The sequence below is a fragment of the Xenorhabdus poinarii G6 genome, assembly GCF_000968175.1.
GTDB classification, from domain to species: Bacteria; Pseudomonadota; Gammaproteobacteria; order Enterobacterales; family Enterobacteriaceae; genus Xenorhabdus; species Xenorhabdus poinarii.
On record NZ_FO704551.1, the window covers coordinates 1,587,784 to 1,603,818 of the forward strand.

General features: G+C 42.3%; 17 protein-coding genes. 8 read left to right on the forward strand and 9 right to left on the reverse strand.

Annotation, left to right across the window (positions count from 1 at the left end):
* The first annotated feature begins 125 nt into the window (after window positions 1–125).
* Entirely contained in the window at window positions 126–416 is a 291-nt protein-coding gene (locus XPG1_RS07280; RefSeq protein WP_045958491.1) for a putative hemolysin, read from the forward strand.
* Between the two features lie 29 nt (window positions 417–445).
* Here the strand turns inward: XPG1_RS07280 and XPG1_RS07285 are convergent, their stop codons facing one another.
* Window positions 446–871 (reverse strand): ATP-binding cassette domain-containing protein, encoded by a 426-nt coding sequence (locus tag XPG1_RS07285; RefSeq protein WP_045958492.1) that lies wholly within the window; start codon window positions 869–871, stop codon window positions 446–448.
* Window positions 872–1,174: 303 nt separating this feature from the next.
* On the opposite strand from XPG1_RS07285, the gene XPG1_RS18925 reads away from it, so the two are divergent.
* Window positions 1,175–1,417, forward strand: a complete 243-nt coding sequence (locus XPG1_RS18925) for a hypothetical protein (protein WP_045958493.1) — start codon at window positions 1,175–1,177, stop codon at window positions 1,415–1,417.
* Between the two features lie 34 nt (window positions 1,418–1,451).
* On the forward strand, window positions 1,452–2,159 hold the full coding sequence (locus tag XPG1_RS17030) for a helix-turn-helix domain-containing protein (protein ID WP_231853064.1): 708 nt from the start codon (window positions 1,452–1,454) through the stop codon (window positions 2,157–2,159).
* Between the two features lie 90 nt (window positions 2,160–2,249).
* On the opposite strand, the gene dsbB is transcribed toward XPG1_RS17030, so the two are convergent.
* Both dsbB and nhaB read right to left on the reverse strand, forming a co-directional pair.
* Entirely contained in the window at window positions 2,250–2,789 is a 540-nt protein-coding gene (gene dsbB, locus XPG1_RS07300) for a disulfide bond formation protein DsbB (protein WP_045958494.1), read from the reverse strand.
* Between the two features lie 178 nt (window positions 2,790–2,967).
* Window positions 2,968–4,509, reverse strand: a complete 1,542-nt coding sequence (gene nhaB / locus XPG1_RS07305; RefSeq protein WP_045958495.1) for a sodium/proton antiporter NhaB — start codon at window positions 4,507–4,509, stop codon at window positions 2,968–2,970.
* A 239-nt stretch (window positions 4,510–4,748) separates the two neighbouring features.
* Here nhaB and fadR point away from each other — a divergent pair, with 239 nt between their 5' ends.
* From fadR to alr, 3 genes are all read left to right on the forward strand, one after another.
* Window positions 4,749–5,471, forward strand: coding sequence for a fatty acid metabolism transcriptional regulator FadR (gene fadR, locus XPG1_RS07310; protein WP_045958496.1), 723 nt, complete (start codon window positions 4,749–4,751; stop codon window positions 5,469–5,471).
* Between the two features lie 667 nt (window positions 5,472–6,138).
* A complete protein-coding gene (locus XPG1_RS07315; protein ID WP_045958497.1) occupies window positions 6,139–7,440 on the forward strand; it encodes a D-amino acid dehydrogenase in 1,302 nt (433 codons plus the stop codon).
* A gap of 21 nt (window positions 7,441–7,461) precedes the next feature.
* On the forward strand, window positions 7,462–8,529 hold the full coding sequence (gene alr / locus XPG1_RS07320; RefSeq protein ID WP_045958498.1) for an alanine racemase: 1,068 nt from the start codon (window positions 7,462–7,464) through the stop codon (window positions 8,527–8,529).
* Window positions 8,530–8,646: 117 nt separating this feature from the next.
* On the opposite strand, the gene XPG1_RS07325 is transcribed toward alr, so the two are convergent.
* Both XPG1_RS07325 and gapA read right to left on the reverse strand, forming a co-directional pair.
* Window positions 8,647–9,555 carry a D-hexose-6-phosphate mutarotase gene (locus XPG1_RS07325; protein WP_045958499.1) on the reverse strand — a complete coding sequence of 303 codons (909 nt, stop codon included), beginning with the start codon at window positions 9,553–9,555 and terminating at the stop codon, window positions 8,647–8,649.
* A gap of 266 nt (window positions 9,556–9,821) precedes the next feature.
* Window positions 9,822–10,817 carry a glyceraldehyde-3-phosphate dehydrogenase gene (gapA, locus tag XPG1_RS07335; RefSeq protein WP_045960554.1) on the reverse strand — a complete coding sequence of 332 codons (996 nt, stop codon included), beginning with the start codon at window positions 10,815–10,817 and terminating at the stop codon, window positions 9,822–9,824.
* A gap of 333 nt (window positions 10,818–11,150) precedes the next feature.
* Here gapA and msrB point away from each other — a divergent pair, with 333 nt between their 5' ends.
* Entirely contained in the window at window positions 11,151–11,564 is a 414-nt protein-coding gene (gene msrB / locus XPG1_RS07340) for a peptide-methionine (R)-S-oxide reductase MsrB (protein WP_045958501.1), read from the forward strand.
* Between the two features lie 174 nt (window positions 11,565–11,738).
* Window positions 11,739–12,020: a YeaC family protein gene (locus XPG1_RS07345; protein WP_045958502.1), complete on the forward strand. Its 282-nt coding sequence runs from the start codon at window positions 11,739–11,741 to the stop codon at window positions 12,018–12,020.
* 85 nt (window positions 12,021–12,105) lie between these two features.
* On the opposite strand, the gene XPG1_RS07350 is transcribed toward XPG1_RS07345, so the two are convergent.
* From XPG1_RS07350 to ansA, 4 genes are all read right to left on the reverse strand, one after another.
* The gene (locus XPG1_RS07350) at window positions 12,106–13,350 is read right to left on the reverse strand and encodes an insecticidal delta-endotoxin domain-containing protein (RefSeq protein WP_045958503.1); all 1,245 of its coding nucleotides are present in this window, start codon (window positions 13,348–13,350) and stop codon (window positions 12,106–12,108) included.
* A 162-nt stretch (window positions 13,351–13,512) separates the two neighbouring features.
* Window positions 13,513–13,920: a hypothetical protein gene (locus XPG1_RS07355; protein ID WP_045958504.1), complete on the reverse strand. Its 408-nt coding sequence runs from the start codon at window positions 13,918–13,920 to the stop codon at window positions 13,513–13,515.
* Between the two features lie 407 nt (window positions 13,921–14,327).
* Window positions 14,328–14,963 carry a bifunctional nicotinamidase/pyrazinamidase gene (pncA, locus tag XPG1_RS07360; RefSeq protein ID WP_045958505.1) on the reverse strand — a complete coding sequence of 212 codons (636 nt, stop codon included), beginning with the start codon at window positions 14,961–14,963 and terminating at the stop codon, window positions 14,328–14,330.
* Window positions 14,964–14,987: 24 nt separating this feature from the next.
* Window positions 14,988–16,007, reverse strand: a complete 1,020-nt coding sequence (ansA, locus tag XPG1_RS07365) for an asparaginase (RefSeq protein WP_045958506.1) — start codon at window positions 16,005–16,007, stop codon at window positions 14,988–14,990.
* Window positions 16,008–16,035: the final 28 nt, after the last annotated feature.

Genomic DNA, 16,035 nt, shown 5'->3' on the forward strand with positions numbered 1-16,035 from the left:
AGCGGTGGGGATGATTTTTGACGTGAATATTGCGTTTTTATCAAATAGCGGTTAATTTTTTCAGGCGACGATAATATGATTTAGGCAAAACAGAGCGTAATCCGATAGTCAAACAGGAGAAAGAGATGCTGTCAAAGCAGGGTATTGTCCTCGGCAGTCTATTACTGATAGGGTGTTTATTGGCAGGTTGCAGTGGGCGACAGGCAGATATCCTATCAACCCGTGGCAAGCATTATCAATATTCTGAGTTGGGTCGCCCCTTAAGTCAGGATGCCAGTAAAAATTGCGCTGAAGCGGGAGGCATTCCGGCATTAACTAAGCAATTAAATGGGCATCAAGTGCCTGTTTGCCAATTGGCGAATGGACGTCGCTGTAACGAACAGGCGTTATTGGATGGGGGATGTTCATCCATCTGAGCTTTCCATGACAGCGACAGGTTTTTTCTTCATTCCGTAAATTGCCGGTAAGCACAATGGGCGCCCCGTGTGGGTGGCACCTTATGATGAATGGGATGACCACCCAGGCGAATTTCGCCTTTATCCAGTTGATAGAAAGAGAGTAATAAATACGCCAGCGTCGATTTACCACTGCCGCTAGAGCCAACAATGGCAGTCATACTGCCTTGGGGCGCATAAAATGAGACGTTTTGGATTGCCGGCTGGTGGGTGCCTGGATAGCTAAATGAGATGTTATTAACATGAATATCATGTTTAACCGGCGCGGTTAGTGAACCGGAAACTTGCGTTGCAATTTCTTCAATTTCTGCAATATGTTTTTCGCCCACCTGTGTCAGTACCGTCACATTGAGCAGAGGAATGATCCCGCTCAGGAGGGTAATGGTGGCAAACAGGAGCAGAATTGTGATGAGCATTTTATTTTCATAGAGAGCCGTTATACCCTTTCAAATGATGTTTTACGAAAATTCAGTGTGGTAAAACACAAAACAGATTGGGGAGACTAGTGGGAATCGAAAATGAGGGCTAGCGTGATAGGGACAAAAGTCGCGCGATACGTACTATTGATAATGATTATCACTAATGATAAATTGCGTGATATTTTCATTATGTACATATATAAAGTTAATCAATAATGACTTTAATACACATAATGTGCGGTTTTATTGTGGAAATAGCGGTTGAAACGGAAGCGATGCTAATTTTACAGGGGATATGAGATGAAGACGATTTATAGCGAGAAATTGGGCGTTTTTACTGCTGGTCATTGCGATAATAAACCTTCACAGAGGGGAGAAAATCATATCAATCCTGCGTTACTCACTGAGGAATTATCTGACGGCATTCACATCAATCGTATTCATCTGGAGCTGAATAAAGACTTTACCGAATATTGTGAAGGGCCGCCAACGGTATCCATTGCTTTTGTGCTCAGCGGAAAAGGAAAAATGGCCATTCATTGAGAACGGTGATGATTTAGAGATTAATCCGGGAACAATGATTTTTTTCTATTCGCCTAAGATGACGCGTGGTATGAACTTTTTTGGTTGTGGCACATGGCATATTCTTGATATCCGTTTTTCCCTGAATGAAATTGAAGCACAGGCGTTGCCCTCTTTTACCCCATTAACCACGGGTTTTGAAAAAAATGCCAGTTATAGTGATGTTTTAATGATGGCGTGTCCTATCTTTCCTCCCTTTATGCAGATAGTCAATCAAATAGAAGAGTGTCAATTAAATGGCAGCGTCAGAAAAGTTTACTTAAAGGCCAAAGCGTTAGAGATTCTCGCGTGTGTCACCGCGCAAATTTATGATTATCAATATAATCAGATCAACAGCTTGCAACGTCGCGCTGTCTACAACGCAATAAAGATCATTAATAGCGATTATCATTATCCCTGGACGATAAAAGCGTTAGCAAAAGCGGTCGGTTTGAATGAGCGGAAATTAAAAGAAGGATTCCGCGCCGTTGTTTTTCGTACGTTCCATCAATATCTGGAAAATGTGCGTATGACGACAGCAGAAGATTTATTGAAAAAGGGGATGAGTATTATTGAGGTTGCTGCCGCGGTGGGGTATTCCAGCCCAAGTCATTTTTCTAAACGATTCCGGCAACATTATTTGATCAACCCGAAAGCATGGCAGGTAAAATATGCCGTGAATCACACGTTAAGGGCGGAGCATATTATAGAGAAAAGCTCGTAAACGGTATGCCTGAATACCTTGCTGCACAGCCTGTCTCTTGATTTCTGCTATGTGACAAAGAGACGGCTGTACCGCAGGGGAGTTTCATCTTTAATATTTATTTTTGTATCCGTATAAACTGTTTTGCACTCGAACAAACTGACTTATCAGCACGAATATGCCCACGATGAAATAAGCGGCAAAAATGCCAAGCAGCCATTGCGGCATATCCAGCGTTAAAAATGCCCATTGTTTTATCGAACAATCGCCATAGGCCTGGAACACGGAAGGCAGCCAGTCATTCAAGGGGAGCCAGGATGGAAATTGGACAAAAAACTCACACGTATTAAACGGAGAAGGGTATAACTGCATCATGGTGTGATCCCAGGCCAGCCGCAATCCTTGCCAGGCACTGTAAATCCACACCAGAATCGCCAGCCAGCGTAACGGCGTTTTAGGTGCGATTGCCCCTAACAATGCCGCCCCCAAAATACCCAATAATGCGACCCGTTCGTAAATACACATCACGCAAGGCTGTAGCTGCATCACATACTGAAAATAGAGTGCTGTTGCTTCCAGAAGCAGAACGGTCAAGGCCATGAGTAACCAGGAAGCGCTTCCTTGAGCGCGTTGTTTTAAAAATTGAAACATTTTTCCCCACCTTTTTTATCTAGCTAATTGACATATTGTGCCGTTTCATGAGCGATAAAAACATAAACTTATTATCAATCAATCTATTTTTTTCAGAAAGGTCATGAATAAAAAAGCCGGAAAGTGTGGTGTGACACACTCTCCGGCAGGATACAACGATAAACTCAGTGAATGATGATTATGGGATGATTAAACCGAGTTTAACAAGATATTCAGTCGCCGGCACCAACCAGAACTCGACACATAATAGACCGACCAGTGTCATCACAATCGTATAAGGTAGTGCCATCATGACCATCCTGCCATAAGAGAGGCGGATCAGCGGGGATAGGGCAGAAGTCAGCAGGAATAGGAACGCGGCCTGCCCATTTGGGGTTGCTACGGAGGGTAAATTCGTTCCTGTGTTGATGGCAACGGCTAAATACTCATACTGTTGTTGTGAGATCAGGCCAGTTTTCAACGCCATCAGCGCTTCATTAATGTAGACCGTGCCGACGAAGACGTTATCAGAAACAGCTGAGAGCAACCCATTAAACAGATAAAATAAGGAAAGCTGTGATGCGGGTGACGATTGTAAAACAAATTGGATAAATGGCGTAAAGAGTTGTTGGTCAACAATCACCGCCACCACAGAGAAAAACACGGTTAACAACGCGGTAAATGGCAAGGCTTCTTCAAATGCTTTACCCAATGCATGTTCTTCGGTTACACCACAGAATGCGGTCGTTAAAATAATGACTGACAGACCAATCAAACCAACTTCGGCAAAGTGAAAAGCCAGTGCCACGATCAACCAGATGCCGATCAATGCCTGCACGACAAGTTGGGCTTTTTCTTGGCGGGTACGTTTCTGATTGGCTTTCTGGTCATAATTTTCCAAGACCAAGCGAACACGTTCAGGCAATTCAGCACCATAACCGAACAGTTTAAAGTGTTCCACTGACAAACAGACCAGCAAGCCACAAATAAAGACAGGAACGGTGACCGGGGACATATGGATGAAGAAATGGAGAAAATCCCAGCCAACGTGTTTGGCGATGATCAGGTTTTGTGGCTCGCCTACCATCGTCATGACACCGCCGAGTGCCGTACCGACTCCCGCATGCATGATCAGGCTACGCAGAAACGCCCGGAACTGTTCTAACGTCTGTTTCTTATCTTCGCTGTCAATGAATTTATCATCACTCAATTCAGCGTTGTTGTTTTGAGAAAGAAACTGGTGATAAATGGCGTAAAATCCCACGGATACACTAATGACAACCGCAATGACCGTCAGGGCATCAAGGAAAGCAGATAAAAAAGCACTTGCCAGACAAAATGCCAATGCCAGCATTTTTTTTGATCGGATACTTAACAGCAACTTCGTAAAAACAAACAGCAATAATTGCTTCATGAAGTAAATGCCCGCCACCATGAAAATCAGTAATAAAATGACTTCCAGATTATTGAGAATTTCGTGCCCGATTTGTTTTGGTGACGTCATACCGATGATGACCGCTTCAATGGCAAGCAATCCTCCGGGTTGCAGAGGATAGCATTTTAATGCCATCGCTAAAGTGAAGATAAATTCAACAACGAGCATCCAGCCCGCGACAAAGGGACTGACAAAGAAATAAACCAGTGGATTGATAATAAGAAAAACCATGATGGCCAGTTTGTACCAATCCGGCGAATTGCCGAGAAAGTTTTTCACCACTGCACGTCGGATACTGATTTCCATTATGAATAATATTCCTCTTTATGGATACGTGGAACAAAGGGAAAGGGTCTTATAGTATGCCGAAAACGATAGCAATTTAAGGGGGTTAACACACAATTAATCGATGAATAATTGCATTTTTTATGAGCGCTTTCACTCTTTCGGGGTTTATTTACCAGGTAACTATGTCGGGCTAACACATTCTGGTATGATCGGCAGCTATTATTAGCCAAGAAAACAGCGTTGGAATAATTAAAATTATGGTCATTAAGGCTCAAAGTCCTGCGAGTTTTGCGGAAGAGTATCTCATTGAAAGTATTTGGAATAATCGTTTTCCACCCGGTTCTATACTCCCCGCAGAGCGTGAATTGTCTGAATTAATTGGGGTTACCCGCACGACTTTGCGTGAAGTATTGCAGCGCCTTGCCCGTGATGGTTGGTTAACTATTCAGCATGGAAAACCCACCAAAGTGAATAATTTCTGGGAAACCTCCGGGCTGAATATTTTGGAAACGTTGGCGCGTCTTGATCATGATCGTGTTCCTCAGTTGATTGATAACCTATTGGCTGTGCGGACAAATATCGCTGCCATCTTTATCCGTACCGCTTTCAGGCACAATCCTGAAAAGTCACTGGAAATTTTGGCGGAAAAAGAAAATGTGAAAGATACGGCAGAGTCTTTCAGTGCTGTGGATTATGATATTTTCCGGGGTCTGGCTTTTGCATCAGGAAATCCCATCTATGGTCTGATTATTAATGGACTGAAAGGCTTATATACACGTGTTGGCCGTTATTATTTCTCCAGTCCGGAAGCGCGTGAGCTGGCGTTAAATTTCTACCAACAGTTAAGTTTACTGTGCCGGGAAAAATCCTATGACAAGATCATGGATTGTGTGCGGAGTTATGGTAAGGAAAGTGGTATTATTTGGCATGGCATGCAGAGCCTGATGCTCGATGAATTAGCTGAAGGTTCAATGAATTAGCAGTCTCACGTCTTGGTTGGTTAACCCCTTCGATTTTTGATTGCCCCCACGATTGGCCGCGTTTATTTACCCCAGTGATGTGGGTATAGATTTACGCGTTCATATCATGTCTGATGATATGATGCGGGATTATCCATATCGTTGGGGTATTGTTCTTAATCCCGCTTATACAATGCCGACTACGTACGCCTTCATACAGAAAGGCCGTCTTAAATACCCTGAACACCTTATTACCCGTTTCGGCATGCAGGCGAGGGTATCAATAATTCACAGAAAATCATCACCTCACTGTGTAATTCCATTTTTTAAATTTTTATGCTGTTTAATTCAGAATTAAACAATATAATATTCTATATATCTTATTTTATTTAGAATAAACAAAAATACATTTTGTAAATGCAATGTTGCTTTTTTCCGGCGAAATCACTTTGCCAGGGATAAATTAAAGGGGATAAACAGCATTTTTGTCTTTTTTATCTCATTGAATTTTATATTTTTGTGCCGTTTTTGTTTGTTTTTCAACGCATCAGACTTGTCGAGTGATGTAATTAAAATGTGATTTAAATCCTAAAGGATAATAAATTTTGCTACAGCCTATTATTCTGTATTGGCTTTTTATCATTAGCATATTATGCTTGCCAATATGACTTACCAATAGGGGGGTAGAATGAAGGTTCTTATTTTAGGCAGTGGTGTTATTGGTGTCACCAGCGCATGGTATCTTGCACAAGCAGGCCATGAAGTTATCGTGATTGATCGCCAAAATAGTGCAGCGGAAGAAACCAGTGCTGGTAATGCCGGTCAAATATCGCCTGGGTATGCGACGCCCTGGGGGGCACCGGGTATCCCACTGAAAGCAATCAAGTGGATATTTCAACGTCATGCGCCTTTGGCTGTGCGCCCTGATGGTTCCTTGTTTCAAGTACGCTGGATGTGGCAGATGCTGCGTAATTGCGATGCAAGCCATTACGCGATGAATAAAAGCAGAATGGTACGTCTGGCAGAATATAGTCGGGATTGTATTAAACAATTAAGGACGGAGACAGGAATTCACTATGAAGGTCGTCAGGGGGGAACACTGCAATTATTTAGAACGATGAAGCAATTTGAGAATGCCGCCAATGATATTGAGGTGTTAAAACAAGAAGGCGTTCCTTATCAGTTATTGACTACCGAACAATTAGCGACAGTCGAACCTGCACTGGCTCACTCGTCTCATAAATTGACCGGTGGATTGCAATTGCCGAATGATGAAACCGGTGATTGTCAGATTTTCACCAAGGCATTGGCCAAAATGGCCGAAAAAGCGGGTGTCACGTTCATCTTCAATAAACAAGTTAAACAGATTTTGACCGACGGGTGTAAAGTCACGGGTATCCAATGTGATGATGGGATCATGACAGCGGATCACTATGTGGTCGCTATGGGGGCTTACTCCACCGAGATATTAAAAGAGTTGGTTAAAATCCCGGTATATCCGATGAAAGGTTATTCATTAACCATGCCGATTATGGATGAGTCAAAAGCTCCCATCTCAACTATTCTGGATGAAACTTATAAAATTGCGATAACCCGGTTTGATAATCGGATTCGTGTGGGTGGAATGGCAGAAGTGGTCGGATTTAATTTAAATATCCCACAGAATCGTTGTGAAACGTTAAAAATGGTTGTACAGGATCTCTACCACAATGGGGGCAATATTGCAGAGGCATCATTCTGGACGGGTTTGCGTCCGATGACCCCTGATGGCACGCCGATTGTGGGGCCAACTAAATATACGAATCTTTATTTAAATACCGGACATGGCACATTAGGTTGGACGATGGCCTGTGGTTCAGGGAAATTACTGGCTGATTTAATTTCTGGCAAAAAGCCCGATATTGCGGCAGATGATCTCTCTGTATCCCGATATATCAATGGATTCAATATAAAAGTGAGTCCAATAAAGTCCCGCCTACATACAGCATAAATGAAATAAGAAGGAGCTGTTATGCCACGTCCTATTTTAGCAACGATCCACCTTGATGCATTCCGCCATAATTTGTCGATTATTCGCCAGAGAGTGAATAACAGTAAAATTTGGTCGGTCGTAAAAGCGAATGCATATGGTCATGGATTAAGCAGAATATGGCAATCACTCATGCAAACAGATGGATTTGCATTGCTTGACATGAATGAAGCGATTGATTTAAGGGAGCAGGGCTGGCAAGGGCCAATCTTGTTATTGGAAGGTTTTTTCAAACCAGCGGATTTGCAAATTATCAATCAATACCGCCTGACAACCGCAGTACATAGTCATTGGCAGATCGATGAAATAGAAAAAGCCAAATTGGATAACGCCATTGATATTTATTTGAAACTTAATAGTGGCATGAATCGCTTAGGTTTTACGCCAGAAGAGTATCCGCAGATAATTTCAAGCGTGAGGAGAATTAACAATATCAATTCAGTGACTTTAATGACGCATTTTGCCAACGCGGATAATGACGTGGGGGTTGATGGCCAATTTGCCGTTGTTGAACGTCTGCAAATGAATTCACTGCCGCATTGTCTGGCGAGTTCTGGTGCGATTTTATGGCATCCGAAAACACACGGGGATTGGGTTCGGCCGGGTATTATTCTTTATGGTGCCTCTCCGAGCGGGAGATGGTGTGATATTGCCAATATCGGGCTGAAACCCGCCATGACATTACAGAGTGAAATCATTGCCGTGCATGAACTGCCTGAGGGGGAAAAAATTGGTTATGGCGGTTGTTATACCACCCCGAAACCCATGCGTGTAGGCACCGTCGCCTGCGGTTATGCCGATGGATATCCACGGCATGCGCCAACGGGAACACCTGTCATGGTTGATGGTATTAGAACCCAATTGTTGGGGGCGATATCAATGGATATGATGACGGTTGATTTAACGTTATGCCCTCAGGCTCGTATCGGTAGTGTTGTTGAATTGTGGGGAGAAAATCTGCCCGTCGATGAAGTTGCAGAGTCCGCCGGCACTATTGGTTATGAACTTTTATGCGCTTTAGCCAAGCGTGTTCCTGTCACCGTGGTTTAATGTCTCCTGTATTTACCCTTTTCGGTATTGAAACAATGGTCAGGCATTTCATTCTTAGTGTTGGAATAAATGCCTGTTTCAGTCTATCTAACGACAAAATCGCGTCTGGATCGGTTGTTATTTTTTCTCGTTGCTGCCATTAAACTGACTGTTGTCTAAGAATTTACGACAGCGAATAACAATAGAAAGTCTGTCAGGATGACCATTCTTAGGTTTTAATGGATTGTTGATACGGGCTGTTTCAATACAAGCCATATTTTTGTAACCCTCTTTGCTCATGTCTTCCATGCTACTGGAAAGGGCCGCGCCAGGATTCCAACAAACAATATCGCTATGGTGAGCGTGGTGTATTTCAACTGTCCGTTTCCAGACAGGATCTCTGAGCAGGCTAAAATCGTCTGGTTCGGTATAAATACGGTCGGTTCTTCCGTGGAAGGCCAGATCTTCATGGGTATATTGTTCTCTATCAGAGAGGGTATCAATAAAGTGAGAACCTAGCCCACTGACCTGAACTCGATTGATGTCACTGATATTGAAATAAGAATGAAGAGCACAGGTGGCCTGGTATTCACCGTGAGCTTCCAGCTCTATTTCGCAAGTTTCGCCTAATTTAAAGCGTGCGATCAGCGTGAATTCATGTGGCCATAACTGATGGGTATAGGTGTTATCTTGCAATGTGAATGTCAATATAACGCCATTTTCATTCTCAGTATGGGCTTTAAATTCCCAGGGTAATATCCGTGCAAATCCGTGGCTGGGGGTTGCAGACGAACCAAACCAGGGCCAACAGATAGGAATACCACCACGAATAGCTGTACCAGCACGAAAGTGGGTGTTATCGCTGACCCATAATACAGGCTTTTCGTTGTTAGGCTGCCATGTCATCAAATGGGCGCCTTGAAGACTGATCACGCCACGGGCTTTAGGATGGGAAACAACAATTAATGGAAAATCACCGATGTTTCGTTGGCTGATATAAGGAGAAATCTGCTCTACAACGGGTAATGAGAAAATTTTGTCAAGCATTTGTCATGACCTTATGTAAACTCAATTTGGTAGTTGAATCCAGGAAAAAGAATAGCTCAATATGTTGGGGAGATAAACAGGGTTATTTTGTCTACGACAACAGGCATTTCAAATTTATTTTCGATGTGTTCCACACTGAAATTAAAATTTCTTTATTTTTATTGAGGAAAAAATGATAGTAGTGGTTACAAAACCATGAAAGCAGTCGTGTCACCTGAAAAGCCACCTGTTTACAGGTGGCTTTGTGAACACGGATAAAAACGCAATTATTTGGAGATATGAGCGATCAAATCCAGCACTTTGTTGGAATAGCCAGTTTCATTGTCATACCAGGAAACCAGTTTTACAAAGTTGTCGTTCAGTGCGATACCGGCTTTGGCATCAAAGACAGAAGTCAGTTTTTCGCCATTAAAATCAGTGGAAACCACGTCATCTGCAGTATAGCCCAGAATGCCTTTCAGTTCGCCTTCAGCCGCTTCTTTGATGGCATCACAGATTTCTGTGTAATTTGCGGATTTAGCCAGACGTACAGTCAGGTCAACAACTGAGACGTTAGGCGTCGGAACACGGAAAGACATACCCGTTAGTTTGCCGTTCAGTTCTGGGATAACTTTGCCTACCGCTTTTGCTGCGCCAGTAGAAGATGGAATGATGTTTTGTGCCGCACCACGGCCACCACGCCAGTCTTTCGCTGAAGGGCCGTCAACGGTTTTCTGAGTGGCTGTTGTCGCGTGAACTGTCGTCATCAAACCTTCGATAATACCGAATTTGTCATTGATAACTTTAGCCAGTGGAGCGAGGCAGTTAGTGGTGCAAGATGCGTTAGAAACGATATCCTGACCGGCATAAGCCTTGTGGTTAACGCCCATAACAAACATTGGTGTATTGTCTTTGGATGGGCCAGTCAAAACAACTTTTTTCGCCCCCGCCGCGATGTGTTTGCGTGCAGTTTCATCGGTCAGGAAGATACCCGTTGCTTCTGCAACAACATCAACACCCACTTCGTTCCATTTCAGGTTAGCTGGGTCTCTTTCAGATGTAACGCGGATGGTTTTGCCGTTAACAACCAACTGGCCATCTTTCACTTCAACAGTGCCGTTGAAGCGGCCGTGGGTTGAATCGTATTTCAGCATGTAAGCCATGTATTCTGCATCTAACAGATCATTGATCGCAACGATTTCAATGTCAGAGCGTTCTTGAGCAGCACGGAAAACAATACGGCCGATACGACCAAAACCGTTAATACCTACTTTGATAGTCATAGTATTCCACCAGCTATTTTTTAGTGAATTAAAAGTTGTGTCTAAAGTTACCAAAATCTTGTCAGTCGTCAAGCGGAATCGTGTCAACAATTGAAAAATATCAATTTTATAATCACCATCTAGCCGCTGGTTATCGCGCTGAAACAAGCTCCAGGCACACCATTATCGGGGTATAGGGCAATATTTAAAGTTACCATCGGTTAGATATGTGAGAACTATCACAATTAGTAAAGTAAATTGCTATGTTGAATGGGGTAGAATGCGTTTTGACATGTTGTTGTTGATTTTTTGTTGGTTTTTTATTGAAAATATTGGCCTTAAAAGGTGGTCATTATGACTAAAAGTCAAAATATTTCCCTTTCCATAGAACAGCTTAGTGAGTTTCAGCGTTATGTGACACAAGAAGCCGGCACTGAGCCGCCATTTTCAGGAAAACTACTGCATAATAAAAGAAGTGGTATTTATCATTGTTTGTGTTGCCGCCAGCCACTCTTTTTGTCTGATACAAAATTTGACTCAGGATGTGGATGGCCAAGTTTTTACCAATCGATTAATGAAGACTCCATTACATATATTGATGATTACTCTCATAATATGCACCGAATAGAGGTGCGCTGTCGCCACTGTCAGGCACATTTGGGGCATGTTTTTCCCGATGGCCCTAAACCGACAGGAGAACGTTTTTGTATTAATTCAGTAGCACTGCGTTTTGTGGATAAAGAAACGGGTGAAGAAACAACGGGTTAACAGAATATCTGAATAGGCCGAATTGAAATGCTGGATTGATAAGCTGAGTTAAAACGATTCAGCTTGTTTTAAGTGACTTTTAAGCCCCCATGATAGTCGTATTGGCCAGTAGCCTGCGAATAAACATGCCATGTATATTGTTAAATTGTGCATATAGCCATTAAGGAAATATCGATGAAGCTGGAGAATTTACTTTCTGCCATGACGCCCGAAATTTATCAACGGCTCGTTCAGGCTGTTGAACTCGGGAAGTGGCAGGATGGTGTCCCACTCACACCAGAACAAAGAGAATACAGTTTACAGGCGGTGATGCTTTGGCAGGCAAAGCATAACCATGATCCTGAACATATGACAATTGGTACCGATGGCCAAATTACGGTAAAAAGCAAACAGGAGTTAAGGGCTGTATTTCAGTCCGACATGGTGGCGAAATTGAAACCCCAGTCGGAAGACTGAAAAAAAATCAATTGACCACCTCGTCCTTACTCACATGACGAGAAAGAGGACGAGGTTATGTGTTCGTCGTAAGGCAGCCTCTCTCTTATTGTTTATCAACAATCATGTGATATGAAACGGCAATACCGGCGGCTTGACCAGCAAGGGATGGTTCATCACTGGCTAAGTACAATCCTGAGATATAATGACCATCGGCGGCATATTTTCTGTAGCGACTGGCATAGCGTTGACCAAGCCGCATTTGGCGACCGTCACTCAATGTAAAGAATGCCTCATCAACGGCCCCATTTCCCCACACTTCTATGCTGGTTATAACACTTTCATTGAGTTCAATAAAGGTTGTTTCTGAAGTCACAGTACCAAGAGTATAAGATGCGTTGTTTTCAAATGTGATTTTAATTCCACCGACTCGGGGGGCATTGCCGATCCTTGTGACATAACCCTCCAATGATTTTATTTTATTATATTGACCATTGACGAAAGAAGGTTTGAACGGTTCTTGCATTTGGTCATCTTCTGTAAGTGCCTGAATTCTCATTTTGTTTGTAGGACGATCGAAAACATTCGAATAGCTGATCGTTGTAGGGTAGAAGCCTTTATCAAGGCTATTGTTTTGTATATGCGCAATAACTTCAAGACATTCACAACCATGTAATAAACAATATCCTCTGACAGACAATAAATTATTGGTGATACTCTCTGCGGTTGACGTATTGATTGCATTATCATATTCACGATTATACGTATTATGGATATACTCATGTGACTTAGTATATAATTTATCGATAAGTTCTTTTAATTCGCCGACTTCAATATCGGTTAAACCGATATCTTCTTTCTTTTCGATGCCCATTTTCCAATAAGGCGCTTGTAACATAATGGTATTCGTGTACATGGGAAGAATTTGATAATTTGTTCTATCATCGAAAGATTTGAATTTTTCATCAATACTGACCAAAAACCTTGCCAGAAACATATAAGCATCATGGCTTTCCTGGCTGCCAGGAGAACTCTCTAGCATATGTTGCACATGTTCCATTTTTCCTTTAATTTCTTGTATATCTCCATTTAATATACCTTTAATGGTTTTTAAATTCGCTTCTTCTATCATCTGTTCGATTTTTTGGAGGATTTGATCCCAGGTATTGTCTGTCTGTTGAGGCCAGAACAGTCCTAATAAAAAAGAGATTGCAGAGCCTGGTCCGGGAATAAATCCTATGCCACCGATAATGGCATCTTTTATGATTGATGACATATCCCATTCATAATTGGGTGTCGAAATTGAATAAGGTGCTGTTGATAACTGATCATTCATTGGACTATTATTCATGATTTTTTGTACCTTAAAGGTGTTATTTAACTATTTAGTGATAATTATTGCCCCACAATATTCGTTTATTCACCCCTGCGTTTCAGGGATGAATAAGGCTGTCTTGTGTTTGTGCGAGGCAAGTTGACGTCTAATGGATATAGAAATAATACAGTTATATCATTACATGTTATATCCAGTCACAAAAGCCCGCTTATCTGTATCATTATAAATGACTACCTTACTGTAATATACGGAATTACTCGGTGATTTTAATATGCCATCCTCTCCTGCTTTGACCGTGATAGATGAATACTCGAACCATTCCGATGTAAACGAATGCGACCAGTAAAACACAGCTTTAATTGATGAAGCAGGGCCTGAGTTAGCGACATAATAATTAGGACGTGTTTCAGGAATAATGGGGGTATCCGTTCTGTCTGCTTGAATAGATGAGTGCGGCTCTATTGTCAGATCCCTATAATTCGTGACTGAGAGGGGTTCTGCATCAAGGGGTTTTTGGATATCCGTTACTGAACTGATATTGTTATTAATTGTTACACTACCACCACTGATATTGATTGTGATCATATAAACTCTCCTGTTTAATTTAACACATGGTTTTAATTAAAGTTTTTAAGGTATTTCATTTTTAAATAAAATCTATTTTGTTATTGTGTTTTATTTATTGGTGAATGAGTTGGTGTCTTATAATAATCAGGTTATCAAGATGGTGTAAAATATAAAAAATGGTTGTTTGGGTTAATATTTGTTGCTTTTAATAAATAATATTTGAAGTGAAATAGATATTATTTTTTTAAAATACGCTACGTATAGCGTATATTATTTAAAATAATATCTATTTTTCTTTTTTCAAAGAATTTCTCTGTTGATGATACGCATCCATCCCGATCATATCATCAGTCCGTTGAGGCGACTCAGGTGTAGTCTGAGTCACCTTGATCTTTAGCTCGGAAAGGCAGTCAGGTTTACTTATGTCACAAAATCGCGGTAACCCCGCTTTGGGTGACCAGGTTGGCGCCTTTCGCCGCCATGTCCTCAAATGCGTGTTGGCTGTCATTCGCCAGAATGTTGACACCTCGGCAGCCATCGGTAATGACATACGTCTCATAGCCGAGTGCCAGGGCATCAAGCACCGTAAATTTTACGCAATAATCAGTGGCGATACCCATCACAAACAGTCGCTGTATGTGCTGTTTGCTTAGCCATTCATGCAGGTAGGTTTTGCTCTTATGGTCATTGTCGAAAAATGCACTGTAGCTATCTATTTGGGGATTTTCACCTTTGCGGAAAATGGCCTGAATAGCCGATTGATTTAATGCAGAGTGAAACTCTGCACCAAACTGCCCCTGTACACAATGGTTCGGCCACCATCTTTGGGGAAGACCATTAAGCTCTCCCAATTCGCCAATTTTTTGTCCGGCGTTGGCGGCAAAACTCATGTGATTCGCAGGATGCCAATCCTGGCTTGCGATGACAGTGATATGCCTTTCCTGACAGAACGCAATCATGTTATTGGCGACCTCAATGACTGCATCACTTTCTTTCACCGCCAGCGTGCCCCCGGTACAAAAGTCATTTTGTAGATCGACAAGTAATAATGCTGTTTTCATCATTTTTCCCGATTGACCTGTTTATTATTCATCGGCATAACTCAATTCTCCACGCAGATTTTGTTGCATCAAGTGGCGAATTTCCTCAGTTGTATAAGATTGGCTCAATAAATAGTGCAATTTTGTTAAAGTCGCTTCGAAAGTCATGTCATACCCGCTAATAACCCCCGATGCGGCCAGAGAATGACCGGTAGCATAGCCTTCCATATTAACCCGGCCAGAAATACATTGTGTCAGATTGACCACAATAATGCCGCGCTCGGTGGCTTCCTGTAATGTTTTCAGTAAGTCGGTACGTTGAGGGGCATTGCCAACACCGTATGAGCGCAAAATCAATGCCTTGACCGGTTGCATCAGAATATTTTCTACCACCTGACTGGATAAGCCAGGATAAATCGTCACAACACCAATCGGTTGTGATGTGATCGGATTCACGACAAACTCGCCGTGACTGACAGGGATGGGATTTGTTTTGAAGGTGCGAATATTAATCCCGGCTTCCATCAACGGAGCGCAGTTAGGGGATGAGAAGGCATCAAAACCATCAGCATGGGCTTTGATGGTTCTATTTCCCCGAAATAACTTATTGTTGAAGAAGAGGCTGACTTCGTTGATAGGGTAGTTTGCTGCAAGATATAGCGCATTAAGCAGGTTAGTTTGCCCATCGGAGCGCAGTGCTTCCAGCGGAATTTGTGACCCTGTCACAATAATCGGTTTGTTGAGGTTTTCGAATAGGAAAGAAAGAGCAGAAGCGGTGAACGCCATGGTATCCGTACCGTGCAGAATGACAAAGCCATCATAGTCATGGTAATTCTGGTAGATATCCTTTGCGATAATACGCCAGTCGTCAGGACTTATATCAGAGGAGTCAATCAGCGGGTGATGCTCGCGGATAGTGAATGTTGGCATTTCTGGACGGTGAAATTCGGGCATTTTGGTGAGTTGTTGCTGTAAGTGACCAGAAACGGGAATGTATCCTTGAGAGGAATGTTGCATTCCAATCGTACCGCCAGTGTAAACAACATAGATGGATTTCTTCTGCATGATAACATCTCAATAAAAACAATTAACC

Coding starts and splice junctions, on each gene's coding strand:
- XPG1_RS07280 (WP_045958491.1), top strand. CDS start 126: ATGCTGTCAAAGCAGGGTATTGTCCTCGGCAGTCTATTACTGATAGGG.
- XPG1_RS07285 (WP_045958492.1), bottom strand. CDS start 871: ATGCTCATCACAATTCTGCTCCTGTTTGCCACCATTACCCTCCTGAGC.
- XPG1_RS18925 (WP_045958493.1), top strand. CDS start 1,175: ATGAAGACGATTTATAGCGAGAAATTGGGCGTTTTTACTGCTGGTCAT.
- XPG1_RS17030 (WP_231853064.1), top strand. CDS start 1,452: ATGATTTTTTTCTATTCGCCTAAGATGACGCGTGGTATGAACTTTTTT.
- dsbB (WP_045958494.1), bottom strand. CDS start 2,789: ATGTTTCAATTTTTAAAACAACGCGCTCAAGGAAGCGCTTCCTGGTTA.
- nhaB (WP_045958495.1), bottom strand. CDS start 4,509: ATGGAAATCAGTATCCGACGTGCAGTGGTGAAAAACTTTCTCGGCAAT.
- fadR (WP_045958496.1), top strand. CDS start 4,749: ATGGTCATTAAGGCTCAAAGTCCTGCGAGTTTTGCGGAAGAGTATCTC.
- XPG1_RS07315 (WP_045958497.1), top strand. CDS start 6,139: ATGAAGGTTCTTATTTTAGGCAGTGGTGTTATTGGTGTCACCAGCGCA.
- alr (WP_045958498.1), top strand. CDS start 7,462: ATGCCACGTCCTATTTTAGCAACGATCCACCTTGATGCATTCCGCCAT.
- XPG1_RS07325 (WP_045958499.1), bottom strand. CDS start 9,555: ATGCTTGACAAAATTTTCTCATTACCCGTTGTAGAGCAGATTTCTCCT.
- gapA (WP_045960554.1), bottom strand. CDS start 10,817: ATGACTATCAAAGTAGGTATTAACGGTTTTGGTCGTATCGGCCGTATT.
- msrB (WP_045958501.1), top strand. CDS start 11,151: ATGACTAAAAGTCAAAATATTTCCCTTTCCATAGAACAGCTTAGTGAG.
- XPG1_RS07345 (WP_045958502.1), top strand. CDS start 11,739: ATGAAGCTGGAGAATTTACTTTCTGCCATGACGCCCGAAATTTATCAA.
- XPG1_RS07350 (WP_045958503.1), bottom strand. CDS start 13,350: ATGAATAATAGTCCAATGAATGATCAGTTATCAACAGCACCTTATTCA.
- XPG1_RS07355 (WP_045958504.1), bottom strand. CDS start 13,920: ATGATCACAATCAATATCAGTGGTGGTAGTGTAACAATTAATAACAAT.
- pncA (WP_045958505.1), bottom strand. CDS start 14,963: ATGAAAACAGCATTATTACTTGTCGATCTACAAAATGACTTTTGTACC.
- ansA (WP_045958506.1), bottom strand. CDS start 16,007: ATGCAGAAGAAATCCATCTATGTTGTTTACACTGGCGGTACGATTGGA.